22 protein-coding genes and 1 tRNA gene are annotated in these 18810 nt (G+C 64.9%); 15 read left to right on the forward strand and 8 right to left on the reverse strand.

Annotated features, from left to right (window positions below):
- Positions 1 to 22 precede the first annotated feature (22 nt).
- From pcnB to J2W36_RS01575, 4 genes are all read left to right on the forward strand, one after another.
- Positions 23 to 1705 (forward strand): polynucleotide adenylyltransferase PcnB, encoded by a 1683-nt coding sequence (gene pcnB, locus J2W36_RS01560; RefSeq protein ID WP_307687900.1) that lies wholly within the window; start codon positions 23 to 25, stop codon positions 1703 to 1705.
- 13 nt (positions 1706 to 1718) lie between these two features.
- The gene (gene folK / locus J2W36_RS01565) at positions 1719 to 2174 is read left to right on the forward strand and encodes a 2-amino-4-hydroxy-6-hydroxymethyldihydropteridine diphosphokinase (protein ID WP_307687901.1); all 456 of its coding nucleotides are present in this window, start codon (positions 1719 to 1721) and stop codon (positions 2172 to 2174) included.
- 119 nt (positions 2175 to 2293) lie between these two features.
- Positions 2294 to 2938 (forward strand): DUF47 domain-containing protein, encoded by a 645-nt coding sequence (locus J2W36_RS01570; protein WP_307687902.1) that lies wholly within the window; start codon positions 2294 to 2296, stop codon positions 2936 to 2938.
- Positions 2939 to 2951: 13 nt separating this feature from the next.
- On the forward strand, positions 2952 to 3956 hold the full coding sequence (locus J2W36_RS01575; RefSeq protein WP_307687903.1) for an inorganic phosphate transporter: 1005 nt from the start codon (positions 2952 to 2954) through the stop codon (positions 3954 to 3956).
- Between the two features lie 6 nt (positions 3957 to 3962).
- On the opposite strand, the gene J2W36_RS01580 is transcribed toward J2W36_RS01575, so the two are convergent.
- Complete coding sequence (locus J2W36_RS01580; RefSeq protein WP_307687904.1) at positions 3963 to 4409, reverse strand: TM2 domain-containing protein; 447 nt, start codon at positions 4407 to 4409, stop codon at positions 3963 to 3965.
- A gap of 7 nt (positions 4410 to 4416) precedes the next feature.
- Positions 4417 to 4953: a GNAT family N-acetyltransferase gene (locus tag J2W36_RS01585; RefSeq protein ID WP_307687905.1), complete on the reverse strand. Its 537-nt coding sequence runs from the start codon at positions 4951 to 4953 to the stop codon at positions 4417 to 4419.
- Positions 4954 to 5130: 177 nt separating this feature from the next.
- On the opposite strand from J2W36_RS01585, the gene rpsP reads away from it, so the two are divergent.
- From rpsP to hisC, 7 genes are all read left to right on the forward strand, one after another.
- Entirely contained in the window at positions 5131 to 5394 is a 264-nt protein-coding gene (gene rpsP, locus J2W36_RS01590) for a 30S ribosomal protein S16 (RefSeq protein ID WP_307687906.1), read from the forward strand.
- A 16-nt stretch (positions 5395 to 5410) separates the two neighbouring features.
- A complete protein-coding gene (rimM, locus tag J2W36_RS01595) occupies positions 5411 to 5965 on the forward strand; it encodes a ribosome maturation factor RimM (protein WP_307687907.1) in 555 nt (184 codons plus the stop codon).
- An 11-nt stretch (positions 5966 to 5976) separates the two neighbouring features.
- The gene (gene trmD, locus J2W36_RS01600; RefSeq protein ID WP_307687908.1) at positions 5977 to 6729 is read left to right on the forward strand and encodes a tRNA (guanosine(37)-N1)-methyltransferase TrmD; all 753 of its coding nucleotides are present in this window, start codon (positions 5977 to 5979) and stop codon (positions 6727 to 6729) included.
- Positions 6730 to 6847: 118 nt separating this feature from the next.
- Entirely contained in the window at positions 6848 to 7234 is a 387-nt protein-coding gene (rplS, locus tag J2W36_RS01605) for a 50S ribosomal protein L19 (RefSeq protein ID WP_307687909.1), read from the forward strand.
- A 252-nt stretch (positions 7235 to 7486) separates the two neighbouring features.
- Entirely contained in the window at positions 7487 to 8116 is a 630-nt protein-coding gene (locus J2W36_RS01610) for a CoA pyrophosphatase (protein ID WP_307688025.1), read from the forward strand.
- Positions 8117 to 8171: 55 nt separating this feature from the next.
- Complete coding sequence (locus tag J2W36_RS01615) at positions 8172 to 9167, forward strand: CobD/CbiB family protein (RefSeq protein ID WP_307687910.1); 996 nt, start codon at positions 8172 to 8174, stop codon at positions 9165 to 9167.
- A 13-nt stretch (positions 9168 to 9180) separates the two neighbouring features.
- Positions 9181 to 10272, forward strand: coding sequence for a histidinol-phosphate transaminase (gene hisC / locus J2W36_RS01620; protein WP_307687911.1), 1092 nt, complete (start codon positions 9181 to 9183; stop codon positions 10270 to 10272).
- Between the two features lie 10 nt (positions 10273 to 10282).
- On the opposite strand, the gene rsgA is transcribed toward hisC, so the two are convergent.
- From rsgA to J2W36_RS01635, 3 genes are read right to left on the reverse strand one after another with little or no spacing between them, the layout of a single operon-like run.
- Positions 10283 to 11224, reverse strand: coding sequence for a ribosome small subunit-dependent GTPase A (gene rsgA, locus J2W36_RS01625; RefSeq protein WP_307687912.1), 942 nt, complete (start codon positions 11222 to 11224; stop codon positions 10283 to 10285).
- Positions 11225 to 11242: 18 nt separating this feature from the next.
- Complete coding sequence (locus J2W36_RS01630; RefSeq protein WP_307687913.1) at positions 11243 to 11587, reverse strand: 4a-hydroxytetrahydrobiopterin dehydratase; 345 nt, start codon at positions 11585 to 11587, stop codon at positions 11243 to 11245.
- An 18-nt stretch (positions 11588 to 11605) separates the two neighbouring features.
- Entirely contained in the window at positions 11606 to 12865 is a 1260-nt protein-coding gene (locus J2W36_RS01635) for a M48 family metallopeptidase (protein ID WP_307687914.1), read from the reverse strand.
- 77 nt (positions 12866 to 12942) lie between these two features.
- On the opposite strand from J2W36_RS01635, the gene orn reads away from it, so the two are divergent.
- Positions 12943 to 13539 (forward strand): oligoribonuclease, encoded by a 597-nt coding sequence (orn, locus tag J2W36_RS01640; protein WP_307687915.1) that lies wholly within the window; start codon positions 12943 to 12945, stop codon positions 13537 to 13539.
- A 247-nt stretch (positions 13540 to 13786) separates the two neighbouring features.
- On the forward strand, positions 13787 to 15661 hold the full coding sequence (locus tag J2W36_RS01645) for a DEAD/DEAH box helicase (RefSeq protein WP_307687916.1): 1875 nt from the start codon (positions 13787 to 13789) through the stop codon (positions 15659 to 15661).
- Between the two features lie 122 nt (positions 15662 to 15783).
- On the opposite strand, the gene J2W36_RS01650 is transcribed toward J2W36_RS01645, so the two are convergent.
- Positions 15784 to 15918, reverse strand: a complete 135-nt coding sequence (locus J2W36_RS01650; RefSeq protein ID WP_307687917.1) for a hypothetical protein — start codon at positions 15916 to 15918, stop codon at positions 15784 to 15786.
- Positions 15919 to 16090: 172 nt separating this feature from the next.
- Between J2W36_RS01650 and J2W36_RS01655 the strand changes: the two genes are divergently transcribed.
- Entirely contained in the window at positions 16091 to 16867 is a 777-nt protein-coding gene (locus J2W36_RS01655) for an EAL domain-containing protein (protein ID WP_307687918.1), read from the forward strand.
- 32 nt (positions 16868 to 16899) lie between these two features.
- Here J2W36_RS01655 and J2W36_RS01660 read toward each other — a convergent pair whose 3' ends face one another.
- On the reverse strand, positions 16900 to 17511 hold the full coding sequence (locus J2W36_RS01660) for a Dps family protein (RefSeq protein WP_307687919.1): 612 nt from the start codon (positions 17509 to 17511) through the stop codon (positions 16900 to 16902).
- A 174-nt stretch (positions 17512 to 17685) separates the two neighbouring features.
- Positions 17686 to 17761 (reverse strand) — tRNA-Lys (locus J2W36_RS01665).
- A 177-nt stretch (positions 17762 to 17938) separates the two neighbouring features.
- On the opposite strand from J2W36_RS01665, the gene J2W36_RS01670 reads away from it, so the two are divergent.
- A complete protein-coding gene (locus J2W36_RS01670; protein WP_307687920.1) occupies positions 17939 to 18808 on the forward strand; it encodes an alpha/beta hydrolase in 870 nt (289 codons plus the stop codon).
- The last annotated feature ends 2 nt before the right edge of the window (positions 18809 to 18810 follow it).

Here is an 18810-nt window from a genome sequence, read left to right on the forward strand (position 1 = left end):
TGCGGCGCCGCCACCGAATCCCATGATCAAGAAATTCATCGACAAACTGCTCGGCAAATCGGCCGGCACCGCCAGTGGCGCGAAATCGCGCTTCGGCAAGCGCAGCGAGGTGCCCGCCAGTGTGCACGGCATCGATCCTGCCCTGGTCGACGAGCGCGCCAGAAACGTGGTGACCACGCTGCAGGACGCTGGCTACGAGGCCTACGTCGTCGGCGGTGCGGTGCGTGACCTGCTGCTGGGCCTGCGGCCCAAGGACTTCGACGTGGCGACCAACGCCACGCCGGAACAGGTCAAGAGCCTGTTCCGGCGCGCCTTCATCATCGGCCGGCGCTTTCGCATCGTGCACGTCGTGTACGGGCGTGGCCGCGAGCATGAGGTCATCGAGGTGTCGACCTTTCGCGCCTACATGGACAACGCGGCGGCCGAGCAGGTCAAGGGCAACGAGCGCACCAGCAAGGGCGAGCTCGCGGGCATGACGCATGCGGTGGATTCGAGTGGCCGCGTGCTGCGCGACAACGTGTGGGGCCCGCAGGAAGAAGACGCCGCGCGCCGCGACTTCACCGTCAACGCCATGTACTACGACCCGGCCAGCCAGATCGTGGTGGATTACCACAACGGCATCAAGGACGCCAAGAAGCTCGTGCTGCGGATGATCGGCGACCCTGTCACACGCTACCGCGAAGACCCGGTGCGCATCATCCGGGCCATCCGCTTTTCAGCCAAACTGGCCGCGCTGGGCTTCGAAATCGAACCCAAGACCGCCGCCCCGCTGATCGAGTCGTCGCGTCTGCTGGCCGACGTGCCGCAGAGCCGGTTGTTCGACGAAATGCTCAAGCTGCTGCAGACCGGTCATGCGATCGCGACCATCGCGCAACTGCGCAAGCTCGGCCTGTCCAAGGGCATCTACCCTTTGCTCGACGTGGTGGTCGAGCGTGCCGATCAGCCCTTCGTGAACGCCGCATTGGCCGACACCGATCGCCGCGTCGGCGAAGGCAAGCCCGTGGCGCCGAGCTTTCTGCTGGCCTGCGTGTTGTGGGCCGATGTGCGCGACGGCTGGGCCACTCGCATGGAAGGCCGTCACGGTCAGCGTGCACAACAGCCATTCCCCGCACTGCAGGATGCCATCGACGAGGTGTTCGATTCCCGCATCGGCGACGTGTCCGGCCGCGGAAAGCTCGCCGCGGACATGCGCGAGATCTGGATGATGCAGCCGCGCTTCGACAAGCGCACGGGTTCCACGCCCTACAGCCTGATCGATCAGGCGCGCTTTCGCGCGGCCTTCGACTTCATGCGTCTGCGCGCAGACGTCGGCGAGGTCAGCGAGGCGATCGCCGAATGGTGGCAGGAGTTCAGCACGGCCGACGACTTGCGTCGCCAGGACCTGCTCGACCAGGTGCGCGACGAACTCAAGATCCAGGCCCGAACCCGTGTCCGGTTGCGCGAGTCTGCACCCGCTGCAACGCGCGCACGGACCGACAAGGCGCCGCTGCCCCGTGCGCCCAGAGAAGACCGCGGAGAACGCGACGAACGCCCTGCGCAAGCGCAAGCGCAAGCACCGTTCGAGGACGCCGATGCGCAGGATGATGCCGCCCCAGCGGCTTTCATCGCCGACGGCGACGCCGCCACGGCACCGCGCAAGCGCCGCCGTCGCCGCAACAAGCCGCGCACCGAAGGTGGTGGCGGCGAAGGCGCGAGCGAAGCCTGATCCCTTTGGACGCATGACGCGGGCCTTTGTTGCCATCGGCGGCAATCTCGGCGACGCCCGGGACGCGGTGGTGCGCGCCATGGGCGCCATCGGCGCGCTCCCTGGCACCCACCTGTTGGCGCGCTCGTCGCTCTACCGCAGCGCGCCGGTCGATGCCGCTGGCCCCGACTTCATCAATGCGGTCGTTGCCGTCGAGACGACCCTGGCGCCGCTGGCGTTGCTGGCGGCCTTGCAAGGCCTGGAGCAGGATGCCGGCCGAGAGCGGCCGTACCGCAACGCGCCACGCACCCTCGACCTTGACCTGCTCGTGCATGGAGAGACGGTCATGGACACGCCGGTGCTCACCCTGCCGCACCCGCGCATGGCACAGCGTGCCTTTGTGCTGCAGCCCTTGGCAGAAATCGCACCCGAGCGCGTGGGTGCAGCAGCGCTCGCCCTCGTCGCCGATCAGGCCATCACCCGGCTCTGAGCGCCGCGTCAAGGGGCTGTTGGGCGCTGGCGACACACTGTGTCGGAGGCCGCTTACACTTCCGGCTGTCACGAATTCGTCATCACGGCGACACACGCATCGTTTAAGGAGCCAACGTCATGTTCGGCAAGCTGCTGCCCCGAGAGGGCAATTTTTTTGAGATGTTCAACCAGCATGCCGAACGCATCGTCGAGGCGGCGCGCGCATTCGAGCATCTGGTAGCCAACTACAACGACGTCCATCTGCGCGAGCAATACAACCGCGACGTGGACAACGCCGAACGTGCCGCCGACCGTGTCACGCACGACGTCAATCGGATGTTGCACAAGACCTTCATCACGCCGATCGACCGTGAGCAGATCCACAAGCTCATCAACACGATGGACGACGTGGCCGACCTGATCCAGGATTCGGCCGAGACCATGGCGCTCTACGACGTGCGCCACATGACCGACGAAATCAAGCGGCTCACCGCGCTCAGCGTGAAGTGTTGTGAGCGCGTGAAGGAAGCCGTCAAGTTCCTCGGCAAGATTGCCGAGCCGGCCGTGGCCGAGGCCACGCTCAAGACCTGCGAAGAAATCGACCGACTCGAATCCGATGCCGACCGCGTGATGCGCAGCGCCATGAGCAAGCTGTTCCGTGAAGAGCCTGACGTGCGCGAGGTGATCAAGCTCAAGGCGATCTACGAGTTGCTCGAGACCATCACCGACAAGTGCGAGGACGTCGCCAACGTCATCGAGGGCATCGTCCTCGAGAACTCCTGAGTCGCAGGCTCCCATGGCAACGGTTCAGGTGGCCCTGTGGGTCGTGGTACTGCTCGTGGTGCTGGCGATCCTGTTCGACTTCATGAACGGCTTTCACGACGCGGCGAACTCGATCGCGACCGTGGTGTCGACCGGCGTGCTCAAGCCGGGTCAGGCGGTGGTGTTCGCGGCGTTCTTCAATCTGATTGCGATTTTCGTGTTCCACCTGAGCGTGGCAGCCACGGTGGGCAAGGGCATCGTGCATCCGGGCATCGTCGATGTGCACGTCGTTTTCGGCGCGTTGATGGGTGCGATCAGCTGGAACCTCGTGACCTGGTACTACGGCATCCCGAGCAGTTCCTCGCATGCGCTCATAGGCGGCATCGTGGGCTCGGTGATCGCCAAGGCCGGTTCCGGCGCGCTGGTGGCTTCGGGCATCTGGAAGACGGTGGCGTTCATCTTCGTCTCGCCGCTGTTGGGCTTCCTGCTCGGCTCCTTCATGATGATCATCGTGGCCTGGGTCTGCCGGCGGGCCACGCCCTCGCGCATCGATGGCTGGTTCCGGCGGCTGCAGCTGGTGTCCGCGGGAGCCTACAGCCTGGGCCACGGTGGCAATGACGCGCAGAAGACCATCGGCATCATCTGGATGCTGCTGATGGCCACCGGCCACGCAAGCGCCGATGCGCCACCGACCTGGACCATCGTGAGCTGCTACACCGCCATTGCGCTGGGCACCATGTTCGGCGGCTGGCGCATCGTGAAGACGATGGGCCAGAAGATCACCAAGCTCAAGCCCGTGGGCGGTTTCTGCGCCGAGACGGGCGGTGCGTTGACGCTGTTCCTGGCAACCGCGCTGGGCATTCCGGTGTCGACCACGCACACCATCACCGGCGCCATCGTCGGCGTGGGCTCGGTGCAGCGCATGAGCGCGGTGCGTTGGGGCGTGGCCGGCACCATCGTCTGGGCCTGGATCTTCACCATCCCGGCGTCGGCCTTTGTGGCGGCCCTCGCCTACTGGGTCAGCCTGCAGATTTTCTAAACGCAGCTACTGCGAGATCTTCCGGCCTTCTTCGACCTGGTGCTCGAAGTAGCGCTGGAAGCTGAAGGCGATGCTGGCCATCAGCACCGTGCTGCCGATCAGCAGCGAGCACACCACCGCGCCGATGGTGAGCCAGCCCGTGCGGCCAGGCGCCGCGTCCTCTGCAGCACCGGCGTTGAAGCGGGCGTTCCATTTTTCCTGGCTCATGAGCCCGTAGAAGATGGCCGTCAGCGCGCAACCGGCAATGGTGAAGCCGACCAGCGGGATCAACAGCCAGCTCACACCATCGTCCAGGCCGATCAAGCGCGCGCGTTCGATGCCGTAGAGCCCCAGGGCCGTGGGGATCGGCAGCATCCAGCCGACCAGATCGCCCAGGCCATGCAGGTAGAAGCGATGCAGGCCCAGGGGGCCGCCCACAAAGGCCAGCCATGCGGCGATCGTCTTGTTCTTCATTCGGCTCTCAGTCTGTTACGGGTTCAGGCGAGGTCGTGCTGCCTTCGCCCAGTGTTTTTTCCATCAGCACCACGTCGCGCCACTGGCCGAACTTCCACCCGCAGTCCTTGATCACGCCGACCGGTGTGAAGCCCTGCGCGCGATGCACGCCAATCGAGCCGGCATTGGCCGAATCGCCGATGACCGCGATCAGCTTGCGCACGCCCACGTCCTGGGCGGCCTGCGACAGCGCTGCGAGCAATTGTGCGCCCAGGCCCTTGCCGCGTGCCTTCTCTGCCATGTAGATCGAGTCTTCGGCGGAAAAGCGATAGGCCGGACGGGGCTTGAACCAATTGCAATAGGCAAAGCCGAGCACTTCGCCGTCGACCTCGGCTACCAGATAGGGAAACTTCTTGGACAGCACGTCGGCGCGGCGCGCCGCCATGTCGGCCGCAGAGGGCGGCTCGGTCTCGAAGGTGCCGGTGCCGTGCAGCACGTGGTGGGCGTAGATGGCGGTGACGGCTGCGATGTCTTGGTCGCGGCTCGGGCGGATGGTTGTGGTCATGAAGAGACGCCGAATGGGCCTTCGGCAAAAGGTTCTGGGGAGCGATGAAGTGCAGCGGGCTATAATCGTGGGCTTTTCAGCGTGTCGCTGGCCGGGTGGCCATGTCGCGTGTCTCGACGCTGGAAGAACTCTGTGGGCGGCCCTTTCGGGTTTGCTGCACCACCCGAAGGATAAATCATGGTCGTCATTCGACTCTCCCGCGGCGGCTCCAAAGGCCGTCCGTTTTTCAACATCGTCGTGTCGGACAAGCGTGTTCGCCGCGATGGACGCTTCATCGAGCGTCTGGGTTTCTACAACCCGACTGCCAAGGAAAACGAAGAAGGCATCCGCATTGCCCAAGACCGCCTGACCTACTGGAAGAGCGTGGGCGCACAGGCTTCGCCGACCGTCGAGCGCCTGATCAAGCAAGCCGCTGCGGCTGCTCCCAAGGCTGCGGCCTAACTGCCGCACCCAGACGATGCTGCCCGCACTCGAAGCCGCCGTTCTGCCGGCGGACGCGATCGAGGTCGGGCGCATCGTTGACGCCTGGGGCATCAAGGGCTGGTTCAAGGTCCTGTCCCATAGCGCACAGCCCGAAGCCCTGTTCTCATCGAAACGTTGGTTGATCCAGCCGCCCGGTGCGACGGGTTCCGGCGCTTTCCGGCTCGCCATCAGCGAAGCCAAAGAACATTCCGACCTCATCGTCGCCACGTCGCCCGATGTGCCCGACCGCAATGCGGCCGAGGTGTTGCGCGGCGCGCGCGTGTTCGTTCCGCGTTCGAGTTTTCCGACGGCTGGCGACGACGAGTATTACTGGGTCGACCTGATCGGCCTGGCCGTGGTCAACCGCGAGGGTGTGGCCCTTGGCGCGGTTCGTGAACTGCTCGCCACCGGACCGCAGACCACGCTGGTGCTGCAAGCCGAAGAAGACGGCAAGTCCATCGAGCGCATGGTTCCGTTCGTCTCCGTCTTCGTCGACAAGGTCGACCTCGCAGGCCGCACCATCACGGTCGACTGGCAGCCGGACTACTGATCGGCTGCCGGATGCGCTTCGACATCCTGACCCTGTTTCCCGAATTGTTCGCGCCTTTCCTGGCCAGCGGCGTGACCCGTCGCGCCTACGATTCGGGCCAGGTCGAGGTGGTCTTCTGGAATCCGCGGGACCACGCTGAAGGCAACTACCGGCGGGTCGACGATCGACCGTTTGGCGGTGGACCGGGCATGGTCATGATGCCCGAGCCATTATCGGCCTGCCTCGATGCGGCGCTTGCTGCCCGCGCTTCGGTCGATCCGGTGCCGGTGGTGCTGTTCTCGCCGATCGGTCAGACGCTGTGCCACGCCGACGTCGAAGGCTGGGCAGCGAGTGACGGTGCCGTCCTGGTCTGTGGCCGTTACGAGGGCATCGATCAGCGCTTCATCGACTCCCGTGTCACGCACCAGATCAGCCTGGGTGATTTCGTGCTGTCGGGCGGGGAGATCGCCGCGCTGGCGCTGCTCGATGCGGTGGTGCGGCTGCAGCCGGGCGTGCTGGGCGACGAAGCCAGCCACATCCAGGACAGCTTCAATCCGGCGCTTGACGGCCTGCTCGACTGCCCGCACTACACCCGGCCCGAGCACTGGAAGGGGCATGCCGTGCCCGCGCCACTGATGTCGGGCCACCATGCGCAGATCGAACGCTGGCGCCGGGACCAGCGCCTGTCGATCACGGCCGCGCGGCGTCCCGAACTCATCGATGCGGCGCGTGCTGCAGGGCGGCTCGATGCGCTGGATGAGAAGACTTTGAAAAAAAAGCTATAATCTTTGGCTCCCCGATCCTCTGCCCCGCCGCGGACAGGATACAGCGCCATCATGCAGATGGCGCCCAAGCCCTGATCGCCTTTTGTGTAGCGTGCGCACGATCGAATTCAGGACCCTCATGAATCTCATCGAAACCCTCGAGCAGGAAGAAATCGCCCGTCTCGGCAAGAAGATCCCCGATTTCATGCCCGGTGACACGGTCATCGTCAGCGTGAACGTCGTCGAAGGCACCCGCAAGCGCGTGCAGGCCTACGAAGGTGTGGTGATCGCCAAGCGCAACCGCGGCCTCAACAGCGGCTTCATCGTGCGCAAGATCTCCAGTGGCGAAGGCGTGGAGCGTACGTTCCAGACCTACAGCCCGCTGATCGCCGGCATCGAAGTCAAGCGCCGCGGCGACGTTCGTCGTGCCAAGCTGTACTACCTGCGCGAGCGCAGCGGTCGTTCGGCACGCATCAAGGAAAAGCTGCCGGGCCGCAAGACGACCGCAGCAGTCGCCGCACAATAAGCGTCTCTCTGTCGTGTTTGAAAAAGCCGCCGCTTCAGGCGGCTTTTTTCATTTTCGGGCATGCCTGCGAGCCCGTCATCACCCGTTGAATGGGGTCGCCTTGTGCACCGCCGGTCCGGTTTTTGCGTTGATTCATACTCAGGTTTTTTCTTGACATCCTCCGATCACGTCGTGTCCTCCACTGCCACCCCCGAACAGATCAACGCCGTCGCCACCGTGGTGTTGGATCCGCGCGCCGTGCCTGTGGTGCAGATGGGCGACGTGCTGCCAGCCGTGGCGCCATCGCAGTTGACCGTGGCGTCGTTGCGCGCGCGTTTCGCAAATCCGCCAGTGTGGACGCCCGAAGTGCGGCGCGAACCGCGCATTGCCGACCGCACGCCAGCCCAGGCTGCTGTGCTGGTGCCCATCGTGCTGCGTGAGCAGCCGATGGTGCTGTTGACTGAGCGTGCCACGCAGATGAGCACGCATTCGGGGCAAGTCGCCTTTCCTGGCGGGCGGGTTGACCCGGGCGATGCCAACGTGGCTGCGGCCGCCTTGCGCGAGGCGTGGGAGGAGGTCGGCCTGTCGGCAGATTTCATCGAGGTCCTCGGCGCCTTGCCGACCTACACGACCATCACTTCCTTCATCGTCACGCCGGTGGTGGCGTTGGTGCAGCCCGGTTTCGCGCTCACGCTGAGCCCTTCGGAAGTGGCCGACGCCTTCGAGGTGCCGCTGGCCTTCCTGATGGACCCGGCCAACCATCGCCGCCATCAGATGGCCGGGCAGGGCGCCGACGCGCGGCAATGGTTCTCCATGCCCTACCAGGACGGCGCGCAGGAGCGCTACGTCTGGGGCGCCACCGCCGGCATGCTGCGCAACCTCTACCGCTTCCTGATCGCCTGAAGCGCGTGCACGCGCCCGCCTTGGGGGCGCCAGGCGCAGTCGCTATCATCGGGTGATGAGCTTCTTTGCGATCCTGTGCGCATTGCTGATCGAGCAGGTGCGTCCGCTCGCGCAGCACAACCCCGTGTATGCCGCGGTGCTGGCCTGGACGCGCTGGACCAGCCGCAATTTCGATGCGGGCAAGCCCGTGCATGGGTGGGTGGCCTGGAGCCTCGCGGTGTTCGTTCCCACCCTGGTGGCGCTGGGTGTGCACTGGCTGCTGGTGCTCACGCTCGGCCTGCCGTTCGCCGTGTTGTGGAGCATTGCGGTGCTCTACGTCACGCTGGGGTTCCGGCAATTCAGCCACCATTTCACCGGTATCCGCGACGCGCTCGACGACGGCGATGAGCCGCTCGCGCGCTCGCTGCTCGCGCACTGGCAGCACGTCGATGCCGCGGACTTGCCGCGCAGCGAGATCGTGCGCCACGTGATCGAGCACTCGGTGATCGCCGCGCACCGGCATGTGTTCGGCGTGCTGGCCTGGTTCTCGATCCTGGCCGCGCTGGGCCTGGGCCCCGCCGGCGCGGCCTTCTATCGCATGGGCGAATTCGTTTCGCGCTACTGGGTCCACAAGGACGGCGCGGCGGTGCAGCCTTCGAGCGTCTGGGTGCGTCAGGCCGCTGCGCGGGCCTGGTCGGTCATCGACTGGGTGCCCGCGCGCATCACGGCGCTGGGCTTTGCGGTGGTTGGCAGCTTCGAGGACGCCATCGATTGCTGGCGCAACGACGCGCGGCGCTTTCCGAACCCGAACGACGGCGTCATTCTCGCGGCCACGTCGGGCGCCGTGAATGTGCGCTTGGGTGGTGGCACCTTGCGCGCGATGCCGGTGGCCGATGCGCTCTCACCCGCGCAGGCGGGCGAATCGGGGGGCGAGACGGCCGACAGCGGCAGCACGCCCGGTCGGCAGCCGGAGGTGGCACACCTGCGCAGCGTGGTAGGGCTGGTGTGGCGTTCGGTCGTGATGTGGATGGTGCTGCTGGCGCTGCTCACGCTGGCGCGGCTGCTCGGTTAGGTCCGCACACGGCATGCAGGACGTTCCCACCTTCTGGAGCCCGCGCATTGCCGCGCTCCAGCCCTACCTACCCGGCGAACAGCCGCGCATTCCCAGGCTGATCAAGCTCAACACCAACGAGAATCCGTACCCGCCGTCGCCGCGCGCCATCGATGCGGTGCAGCGTGCCGCCGAGGAAGGGTTGGAGCGCTACCCCGACCCCGAATCGCTGGCGCTGCGCGAAGCGGTGGCGGCGCGCCATGGCCTGTCGAGCGCGCAGGTGTTCGCGGGCAACGGGTCCGACGAGGTGCTCGCGCACGCCTTCTTCGCATTCTTCCAGCAGGCCGAGCCCCTGCTGTTCGTCGATGTGACGTACAGCTTCTACAAGGTCTACGCGCAGCTCTATGGGATCGCATGCGAATTGCAGCCGGTCGATGCGGCGCTGCGCGTCGACTTCGATGCACTTGCACGGCGTGCGGCGCAGGGTTGCGGCGGCATCGTGGTGGCCAACCCGAATGCACCCACCGGCATCGGTGCCTCGCTCGTGCAGATCGAGCAGTTGCTGTTGGCCTGCCCGCAGCGCGTGGTACTGGTCGACGAGGCCTATGTCGATTTTGGTGGCCAGAGCGCCATACCGCTGATCGCGCGCCATCCCAATCTGCTGGTGGTGCAGACGCTGTCCAAGTCGCGCTCGCTGGCTGGCTTGCGCGTGGGGTTTGCCTGTGGGCAAGTGCCGCTGATCGATGGCCTGGTGCGCGTCAAGAACAGCTTCAATTCCTATCCGCTCGACCGCCTGGCCTCTGCCGGGGCGGTGGCGGCGTTGGAGGACGAGGCTTGGTTCGAGAAAACCCGCGATGCGGTCGTCCATACGCGCGAAGGCCTCGCGTTGCAGCTGGAAGACCTCGGCTTCGAGGTACTGCCCTCGCAGGCGAACTTCGTCTTCGTGCGCCACCCCGCGCACGATGCGGCCGTTCTGGCCGCAGCCCTGCGTGAACGTGCGGTGCTGGTGCGCCATTTCCGCCACCCGCGTATTGCGCAGTACCTGCGCATCAGCATCGGCACGCGAGACCAGTGCGCAGCGTTGGTCGACGCGCTGCAGCAGATCCTGCAGCCGGCCACGCCGTAGCGTTGCCGCGTCAGTAGCGGCTCTGGCTGAGCTCGGCGAAGAGTTCGCCGTAGATGCGGTACCGCGTCGCGTTGATCGCACCGTCCGGATTCTTGGGCGACTCGACCTGTGCGATCACGCCGCAGCCGGGCTCGTGCAGGTGCGAGCAGTTGTAGAACTTGCACTGCGTCGCGTGCTCGGCAATATCGGGCATCAGATGCGCGAGTTGCATCGGCTCGATGTGGTGCAGGCCGAACTCCTGAAAGCCGGGCGAGTCGATCAGGCCGGTGGTGCGTTCGGCATCCACCCAGTACCAGGTCGTGCTGGTGGTCGTGTGCTTGCCCGAGTTCAACGCGTAGGAAATCTCGTTGGTGAGCGCCGTGGCGCCAGGCACCAGCAGGTTGATCAGCGTGCTCTTGCCGGCACCGGAGGGGCCGAGCACCAGCGTGCTCTTGCCCGCCAGCAGCTTCATGAGCGCGGCATGGTCGACTTCGCCCGAGGCCTTGAGCGACAGCGGCAGTACGCCATGGTGCATGCGCCGGTACGGTGCCAGGCGTGCCCAGGCGCGCTCGAACGGCTGCACCAGATCGCTCTTGTTGAGCGCAATGATGGGCGTGATGCGCTGGGCTTCGGCGGCGATCAGGGCCCGGGCAAGCTGGTGCTCGGAGAATTCCGGCTCGGCCGCGATCAGGATCAGCACATGGTCCAGGTTGGCCGCAAAGGACTTGGTGCGGATCTCGTCCTGACGGTAGAACAGGTTATGCCGCTCCATCACCTGCTCGATGGTGCCTTCGTCCTCGCTCGCCTGCCATTTCACGCGATCACCGACCACGGCCTGGCTCTTCTTGCCGCGCGGGTGGCAGATCAACCGTTCGCCTTCGGGTGTCTCGACCAGGCAGTGACGGCCATGGCTGGCGATGACCAGGCCATCGCGCAAGGCCGCGGTGGCGGCAGCGCTGCGCGGCTTAGCCAACGGCGGGGCTCCGTGGCGTCATGCGCAGGCGAGCAGGGCGTTGGCCTGCGCGGCACATTCGAGATCGGTCGCCGAAATGCCGCCCACGTCGTGCGTGTTGAAGCGCACGACGCAGCGGTTGTAGTGCACCGACAGGTCGGGGTGATGGTCCTGCCGGTGCGCGACCAGCGCCAGCGCGTTCACGAAGGCGATGGTCTCGAAGTAGTTCATGAAGGCGAAGGTCTTTTCGATGGCGACCGCTTCGCCGTCGCCGGCGAGCTTCCAGCCCTCGACCCGCGACAGGCCGCTGACGATTTCCGTGGCGCTGAGCGCGCGGCGCGGCGGTTCGGACTTCCAGTCCTTGATGGTGAGCATGCTGGTCATGGTGGCAGGAACCCTTTGTCAGGCCGCCGCCATGCGCGCGAGGCGCTCGGAGGCCGGTGGATGGGAATAGTAGAACTTGACGAAGACCGGGTCGGGCGTGAGCGTGGACGCATTGTCCTGGTAGAGCTTGAGCAACGCGGCCGAAAGGTCCGCGCCACTGGTCTGGGCCACGGCGTAGGCGTCGGCTTCGAACTCGTGCTTGCGCGAGAGCCGGGCGGGCAGCGGTGCGACGAAGAAGCCGAACGCCGGCACTGCGATCATGAAGAGCAGCAGCGCCAGGGCGTTGTTCGGTGCTGCCATGTTCGGCTGCACGCCCAGGCCGGTGTAGAACCAAGCCTGTCCCGACACCCAGCCCAGCAGCGCGAAACCGGCCAGGCTCAGCGCGAACATCGACACCATGCGCTTGACGATGTGGCGATGCTTGAAGTGGCCCAGCTCGTGGGCGAGCACGGCCTCGACCTCACCGGCATTGAGCTGGCGCAGCAGCGTGTCGTAGAACACCACGCGCTTGCTGGCGCCGAAGCCGGTGAAATAGGCGTTGGCGTGCGCACTGCGCTTGCTGCCGTCCATCACGAACAGGCCCTTGGCCGCAAAGCCGCAGCGCTGCATCAGTGCAGTCACGCGCGCCTTCAGGCCGGCATCGTCGAGCGGCTTGAACTTGTTGAACATCGGCGCGATGAAGCTCGGGTAGATCAGCATCAGCAGCAGGTTGAAGCCGGTCCATGCCGCCCACGCCCACAGCCACCACAAGGTGCCCGTCGCACCCATGAGCCAGAGAATCAGCGCCGCAATCGGCAGTCCGATGATGGCGCCGACCAGCGTGCCCTTGAGCGCGTCGGTCAGCCACAGCCTGAACGTCATCTTGTTGAACCCGAAGCGCTCTTCCAGCCGGAAGGTCTGCCAGAGCGTGAAGGGCAGGTCGAGCAGGCTCCCCAGCAGCGCAAACGCGACCAGAAGCGCGAGCTGCTGCACCATGCCTGCGCCAAGAAAAGCCAACAGCACCTTGTTGAGCAGGTCGAGGCCTCCCAGCAGGGTCCAGCCCAGCAGCACCGCGGTGCCGAACGCCAATTCGAGCAGGCCGAAGCGCGTCTTGGCAATGGTGTAGTCGGCCGCCTTCTGGTGCGCAGCAAGCGTGATGACCTGGGCGAACGGCGCCGGCACGCTGTGGCGGTGGCGCGCGACGTGGCGGATCTGGCGCGAGGCCAGCCAGAACTTCACGCACAGGCCGGCGACCAGCGCGGCGGCGAAAACAAGGGTGAAGGTCAGCGAAGGGGACATGGGCGCGGAGTTTAGCCCTGCGCGGCGGCCAGGCGGGTGACCCGCCTGGCGTGGAGGCCATCGGCGACAATCGGGCGATGCCTGAATCCACCGAATCCAACGCCGCCACCCCGACCGCCACGCTCAAGAAGAGCGACCAGAACCTGGTCTGGCTCGACTGCGAGATGACCGGCCTCGATCCCGAGCGCGAACGCCTGATCGAAATCGCCGTGGTCGTCACCAGCGCCGACCTGACCGTCCGAATCGACGGCCCCGTGCTCGTGATCCACCAGAGCGACGAGGTGCTCGATGCCATGGATGCCTGGAACAAGGGCACGCACGGCCGCAGCGGCCTGATCGACAAGGTCAAGGCATCGCCGATCAACGAGGAAACCGCCGAAAAGCAACTGCTCGAATTCGTCGCTCGCTACATTCCCAAGCAAGGCTCGCCGATGTGCGGCAACACCATTGGCCAGGATCGGCGTTTTCTGGTGAAGTTCATGCCCAAGCTGGAGGCGTACTTTCACTACCGCAATCTCGACGTCAGCACGTTGAAGGAGCTGGCCAAGCGCTGGAAGCCCTCGGCCTACAGCAGCTTCAAGAAACAGCAGGCGCACACGGCACTGGCTGACGTGCACGAGTCCATCGAAGAGCTTGCGCATTACCGGACAACTTTTCTTCGTTTGGAAGATTAGGTAAAAACCCCAAGCCGTGTCATAATCGACGGCTTCGCTGCAGTACGCCTTTGTAGGCAGCGCTTCTTGCATCTCCCTATCTTGCACACCGCGCCCGATTAACGGGCCACAGCACAGGCAGAACGCCGGTCACCGCTTCGACGGTTCACCGGCCACAAAGCCAAGCTGAAATGTCGTTGGATGGTTGATGTTTTTAACCACCCGACGGGGCGCCTGCCTACGGCAGCGCTCGCGTATGAGACTTTCTATGACCGACGCTTATGAAGCGCAGGGCGATTTCGCGCCTGTGCAATCCGATGAATTCGCTGTTGTTGGCGAATCCTTTGCATCCACTACCACCGACGCGCCCGCACTTGAAGTGCTCGACGCGGTCGCTGAAGAACCCAAGAAGCCCAACGGCTTCATCAAGCTCGGTCTTGCGCCCGAGCTGATCGCCGCCACGGAAGACCTGGGCTTCACCCAGCCGACCTCCGTGCAGGAAAAGGTCATCCCCCTGGCGATGACCAACTCCGAAGAAGGCAATGCGCGCTTCGTCGACCTGCTGGTTTCCAGCCAGACCGGCAGCGGCAAGACCGCCGCCTTCCTGCTGCCCGTGCTGCACACCCTGCTCAAGCAGGAAGCCGAAGCAGAGGCTGCTGCCAAGGCCGAATTCCAGCGTCTGGCTGCCGAAGCCACCGCCCGCGGCGAAGTGGCCCCCAAGAAGGCCAAGCGCAAGGACCCGACCAACACGCGCAATTTCAAGGCCGCCACCCCCGGCGCCCTGATCCTGTGCCCGACGCGCGAACTCGCCCAGCAAGTGGCGCACGACGCCATCGACCTGGTCAAGCATTGCCGCGGCCTGCGCGTCGCCAGCGTGGTGGGCGGCATGCCCTACCAGCTGCAGATCGCCAAGCTGCAAAACGCCAACCTCGTGGTCGCCACGCCCGGCCGTCTGCTCGACCTGCAACGCTCGATGCAGATCAAGCTCGATCAGGTCCAGTTCCTGGTGGTCGATGAGGCCGACCGTATGCTCGACCTCGGCTTTGCCGACGATCTGGCCGAAGTCAACCAGCTCACCATCGAGCGCAAGCAGACGATGATGTTCAGCGCGACCTTTGCGCCGCGCATCCAGCAACTCGCGACCCGCGTCATGCGCCAGCCGCAGAAGGTGCAGATCGACTCGCCGCAAGAAAAGCACGCCAACATCAAGCAGGTGCTGTTCTGGGCCGACAACACCCAGCACAAGCGCAAGATGCTCGACCATTGGCTGCGCGACACGACGATCAACCAGGCCATCGTGTTCGCCAGCACGCAGGTCGAATGCGACGGCTTGGCCAACGACCTGCAGCAGGACGGCTTCAGCGCCGTCGCATTGCACGGTGCCCTGAGCCAGGGCCTGCGCAACCGTCGCCTGATGGCACTGCGTCAAGGCCAGGTGCAGATCCTGGTCGCCACCGACGTCGCTGCCCGCGGCATCGATGTGCCCACCATCACCCACGTCTTCAACTTCGGCCTGCCGATGAAGGCCGAGGACTACACCCACCGCATTGGCCGCACCGGCCGTGCCGGTCGCGACGGCATCGCCGTCACGTTCGCCGAGTTCCGTGATCGCCGCAAGATCATGGACATCGAGCACTACAGCCATCAGCAGTTCAAGGCCGAGACCATTCCAGGCCTGGAACCCCAGCAGCGCATGCCCCAGTCGCGTCCGCAAGGCAACTTCGGTGGCCGTGGCGAAGGCGGCCCGTCCCGTGACCGCAAGTTCGGCGGCGGTGCAGGCGGTGGCTACCGTGGCGGCAACGCCGGCGGCTTTGGCGGCGGCAATGCCAGCAACTATGCGGGCGCAAGCGGTTTCAATGACCGTGGTTCACGTCCTCCTGCAGCGGGTCCAGGCCCGCGTGCCCATCAAGGTCATGCTGGCGGCGGCCACAATGCCGGCTTCGGCGGCGGTCGTGACCGCGAAGAAGGCGGCGGCTATGGTCGCAAGCCAGGTTGGGGTGACAGTGCCCCGCGCGGTGCCGGTCCAGGTGCAGGTCGCAACGAGGGCTTTGCACCCCGTGGCAACGGCGGCGGTCACGCCGGCGGTGGCAAGGTGTTCGTGCCCCGTGACGCAGCCAAGCGCGCCTTCAAGCCGGCCCGCTGATCGAGTCTGATGCGGCCTTTTCGGCTGCCTCCACGAAAAAGCCCGCACTTCTCAAGAGGTGCGGGCTTTTTCCATGGGTTTTTCATACAACGCCGCATCAAGCGGCTCTTGTCACGCGGTGATCAACGGCTGGCCGAGGCGCCCAGCAGTTGCAGCGCACTCCATTCGTCACCGGCTGCAGCACCAGCCGGAACGGACAACATGAGCAGTGCGGCCGATGCCAGTGAAGCAGCGATGGTGAGGATGAAGCGGTTCATGGGAAAGATTGTCTGAAGCCGTCATGTATCCACATGTAGGTCGGCGTCGATTGCCGTTGCGCGCCGGTACCGCATCGTTGAAAAGCAGGATTCGACGCGTAGGAGTTGCACTACGGAAGATGGCGATGTTTGGCGTGGCTGCGTCGTACAGCTGTTCGCACAATACCGACCGATGGTCGCGAAAGACAACCCTACCCCCGGCCCCGCTGGATGCGATGGCTGCCGCAACGCCGATGGACTCGGATTCGAATTCACGATGGCGTTCCAGCCAATCGTCGATACGTCGAGCCGTACCGTCTATGCCCACGAGGCCCTGGTGCGAGGCCTGAAAGGAGAGGGCGCTGCCAGCATCCTCTCGCGTGTCGATGCCAGCAATCGCTACGCTTTCGACCAGGCATGCCGGGTCCGGGCCATTGAGCTGGCGACGTCGCTGGGGATGCAATCCAAGCTGAGCATCAACTTTCTCCCGAATGCGGTCTACCGTCCGCAAGCCTGTATCCGCACGACGCTGTCGGCCGCCAGGCGGTGTGGATTTCCATTGGAGAACATCATGTTCGAGCTGACGGAGGATGAGCGGGCGACCGATCTCGCCCACCTCGCGGCCATCTTCGACGAATATGGACGACACGGTTTTGTGACGGCCATCGACGATTTCGGCGCGGGCTATGCCGGCCTCGAGCTGCTGGCCGCGTTCCAGCCGCACATCATCAAGATCGACATGGGGCTGGTTCGAGGCATCGACAGTCATCAGCCGCGCCGGTCGATCGTGGCGGGCATCATGGGAATCTGCACGGAGCTCGGCATTCGTGTCATCGCAGAAGGGGTCGAAACCGCCGCAGAGTTCAAGGCATTGCGTGCGATGGGCGTTACTTTATTCCAGGGCTACCTCTTTGCGCGACCGGCGCTGCAGGCGCTACCCGCTGTCGATTGGCGTGCGCTGGAAGCCTGAACCTTCAGGGTCCAGGCGCGGGGCGGGGTGGATCAGGCTTCGACCGGCGATGCCGCCACGAGATGCTCCGTCAGGAACCAGACCTGCAACTCGTTGGTACGCAGGACGTTCGAGACGAACACATCGTTGCTGCCATCGTCGCCGATCTCGTCGACTTTCTTGGCGGCTTCGCGAGCGCCGATGATGATCATTTCGTGGGCTTCGGCGAGTCGACGGATCTGCACAGCAGCCGGCTCACGACCGCGCGGCGGCCTTGGAATGCGCGTGGTTTCTGCGATATCGCCGGCCATGGCCAGCGCGATGCCGCCCAGCAGTTGAATGCGCTCGGCCAGGATGTCGACGAGCAGCACCTGCGCTTCGAAGTGCTGGTCGTACATGAGGTGCAGCTGGTTGAAGGTCGGGCCAACCACTTGCCAGTGGTGCTTCTTGTACATGTCGCGCAGCGTGATCGTGTCCGCCAGGCATTGGTTGAGCAACTCCACGCTCTTCTTGCAGACATCTTCGGACAGACCGTTGGGCAGTTTGACGATCTCGCCATACTTTTGCGTTTCGTGCGACTGCTGATGCAGATTGGGCTGCACGGCCTGTGCCGCGGCGGTCTTGGGTGCGCCGGGGAGGGGTTGGGATTTTCGAGTCGATGCCATGGTCATTCCTGGAAAGGTAGTGGGATGCCATGGTGTAGGCCTGCCGCGGCCATCGCGGCGTAGGTGCGCGGGCCGTGATGCTGCGCGTGCGCAGGCACATTGTCCAATTACCGGAATGAAAAACGCCCGCCATCCTCAGGATGGCGGGCGTTTTAAACGCTTGCGCGGTGTTGGTGGTGGGCCCTGAGTGACTCGAACACTCGACCTACGGATTAAGAGTCCGCTGCTCTACCAACTGAGCTAAGAGCCCCTGTATCAAGCATTGCTGCTGACCAGTCAATCCAGCGATTATACGCACAGATTCGTTGGGTTGGCAAATCGAACGATGAAATTTGTCTACGAAATTGCACGGCGTGCATCAGGGCTCGAAGTGCATGCCAACATCGCAGGCTGGTTGAATCCATCGAAAGCCCACTGAATGACCGCAATGACTGCACACGATTCCGCCTGGTTCGAGGCCATGTACAACAACCGGGTACGGGTGCCCGACAGTGGGGACTACATGGCGCGTTGGGCGCGTGATTCCGCCGCCGTGCGGGCGGTGGCGGCCTGCGCGCTCGACGTAGCGTACGGCAATGGGGCGGGCGAGACGCTCGACGTGTTTCCGGCATCCAGTCCCGCTGCGCCGGTGCTTTTCTTCATCCATGGCGGCTACTGGCGTGCGCTCGACAAAAGCGACCATTCTTTTCTCGCGCCTGCGTTCACCGCGCAGGACGTGTGCGTGGTGGTGCCGAACTACGCGCTGTGCCCCGGCACGCCGGCGCACCCGGTCACGGTCGCGGACATCGCGTCGCAGATGGTGCGTGCCCTGGTCTGGACGTGGCGCCATGTTGCCGCGTACGGTGGCGATCCGTCGCGCATCACCGTGGCGGGGCATTCTGCCGGGGGTCATCTGACGGCGATGATGCTCGGTTGCCTGTGGCCCGAAGTGGCGCCGGATTTGCCGACGCTCCTGGTACGCAACGGCTTGTCTATTTCGGGACTTTACATGCTGGAGCCGCTGCGCCACGTGCCTTTCCTGGGCAACTCGCTCGGCCTCACGCCGGACAATGTGCGCCCGCTCAGTCCCGCACTCTGGCCGGCGCCTGAAAACGGCGCGCTCCACAGCGTGGTGGGTGGCGACGAGAGCGATGAATTCATCCGGCAGAACGCGTTGATCCGGTCTGCATGGGGTGCGGATCGGGTGCCGGTGTGCGATACGTTGCCGGGCCTGCAGCATTTCAGCGTGCTGGACGCGCTGGCGCAGCCAGACCACGTCCTGCATGCACACGCAATGAGGCTGCTGCGGCAGGCCTGAGC

It is taken from the genome of Variovorax ginsengisoli, from assembly GCF_030811835.1.
GTDB lineage: Bacteria > Pseudomonadota > Gammaproteobacteria > Burkholderiales > Burkholderiaceae_C > Variovorax > Variovorax ginsengisoli_C.

Excerpts from the sequence above, each read along its gene's own strand:
- hisC (WP_307687911.1), top strand. The coding sequence starts at position 9,181 with ATGCAGGACGTTCCCACCTTCTGGAGCCCGCGCATTGCCGCGCTCCAG.
- trmD (WP_307687908.1), top strand. The coding sequence starts at position 5,977 with ATGCGCTTCGACATCCTGACCCTGTTTCCCGAATTGTTCGCGCCTTTC.
- rplS (WP_307687909.1), top strand. The coding sequence starts at position 6,848 with ATGAATCTCATCGAAACCCTCGAGCAGGAAGAAATCGCCCGTCTCGGC.
- J2W36_RS01655 (WP_307687918.1), top strand. The coding sequence starts at position 16,091 with ATGGTCGCGAAAGACAACCCTACCCCCGGCCCCGCTGGATGCGATGGC.
- J2W36_RS01585 (WP_307687905.1), bottom strand. The coding sequence starts at position 4,953 with ATGACCACAACCATCCGCCCGAGCCGCGACCAAGACATCGCAGCCGTC.
- J2W36_RS01615 (WP_307687910.1), top strand. The coding sequence starts at position 8,172 with ATGAGCTTCTTTGCGATCCTGTGCGCATTGCTGATCGAGCAGGTGCGT.
- J2W36_RS01670 (WP_307687920.1), top strand. The coding sequence starts at position 17,939 with ATGACTGCACACGATTCCGCCTGGTTCGAGGCCATGTACAACAACCGG.
- orn (WP_307687915.1), top strand. The coding sequence starts at position 12,943 with ATGCCTGAATCCACCGAATCCAACGCCGCCACCCCGACCGCCACGCTC.
- J2W36_RS01630 (WP_307687913.1), bottom strand. The coding sequence starts at position 11,587 with ATGACCAGCATGCTCACCATCAAGGACTGGAAGTCCGAACCGCCGCGC.
- J2W36_RS01575 (WP_307687903.1), top strand. The coding sequence starts at position 2,952 with ATGGCAACGGTTCAGGTGGCCCTGTGGGTCGTGGTACTGCTCGTGGTG.
- J2W36_RS01650 (WP_307687917.1), bottom strand. The coding sequence starts at position 15,918 with ATGAACCGCTTCATCCTCACCATCGCTGCTTCACTGGCATCGGCCGCA.
- folK (WP_307687901.1), top strand. The coding sequence starts at position 1,719 with ATGACGCGGGCCTTTGTTGCCATCGGCGGCAATCTCGGCGACGCCCGG.
- rpsP (WP_307687906.1), top strand. The coding sequence starts at position 5,131 with ATGGTCGTCATTCGACTCTCCCGCGGCGGCTCCAAAGGCCGTCCGTTT.
- J2W36_RS01660 (WP_307687919.1), bottom strand. The coding sequence starts at position 17,511 with ATGGCATCGACTCGAAAATCCCAACCCCTCCCCGGCGCACCCAAGACC.
- J2W36_RS01570 (WP_307687902.1), top strand. The coding sequence starts at position 2,294 with ATGTTCGGCAAGCTGCTGCCCCGAGAGGGCAATTTTTTTGAGATGTTC.
- J2W36_RS01645 (WP_307687916.1), top strand. The coding sequence starts at position 13,787 with ATGACCGACGCTTATGAAGCGCAGGGCGATTTCGCGCCTGTGCAATCC.
- J2W36_RS01635 (WP_307687914.1), bottom strand. The coding sequence starts at position 12,865 with ATGTCCCCTTCGCTGACCTTCACCCTTGTTTTCGCCGCCGCGCTGGTC.
- rimM (WP_307687907.1), top strand. The coding sequence starts at position 5,411 with ATGCTGCCCGCACTCGAAGCCGCCGTTCTGCCGGCGGACGCGATCGAG.
- pcnB (WP_307687900.1), top strand. The coding sequence starts at position 23 with ATGATCAAGAAATTCATCGACAAACTGCTCGGCAAATCGGCCGGCACC.
- J2W36_RS01580 (WP_307687904.1), bottom strand. The coding sequence starts at position 4,409 with ATGAAGAACAAGACGATCGCCGCATGGCTGGCCTTTGTGGGCGGCCCC.
- J2W36_RS01610 (WP_307688025.1), top strand. The coding sequence starts at position 7,487 with ATGGGCGACGTGCTGCCAGCCGTGGCGCCATCGCAGTTGACCGTGGCG.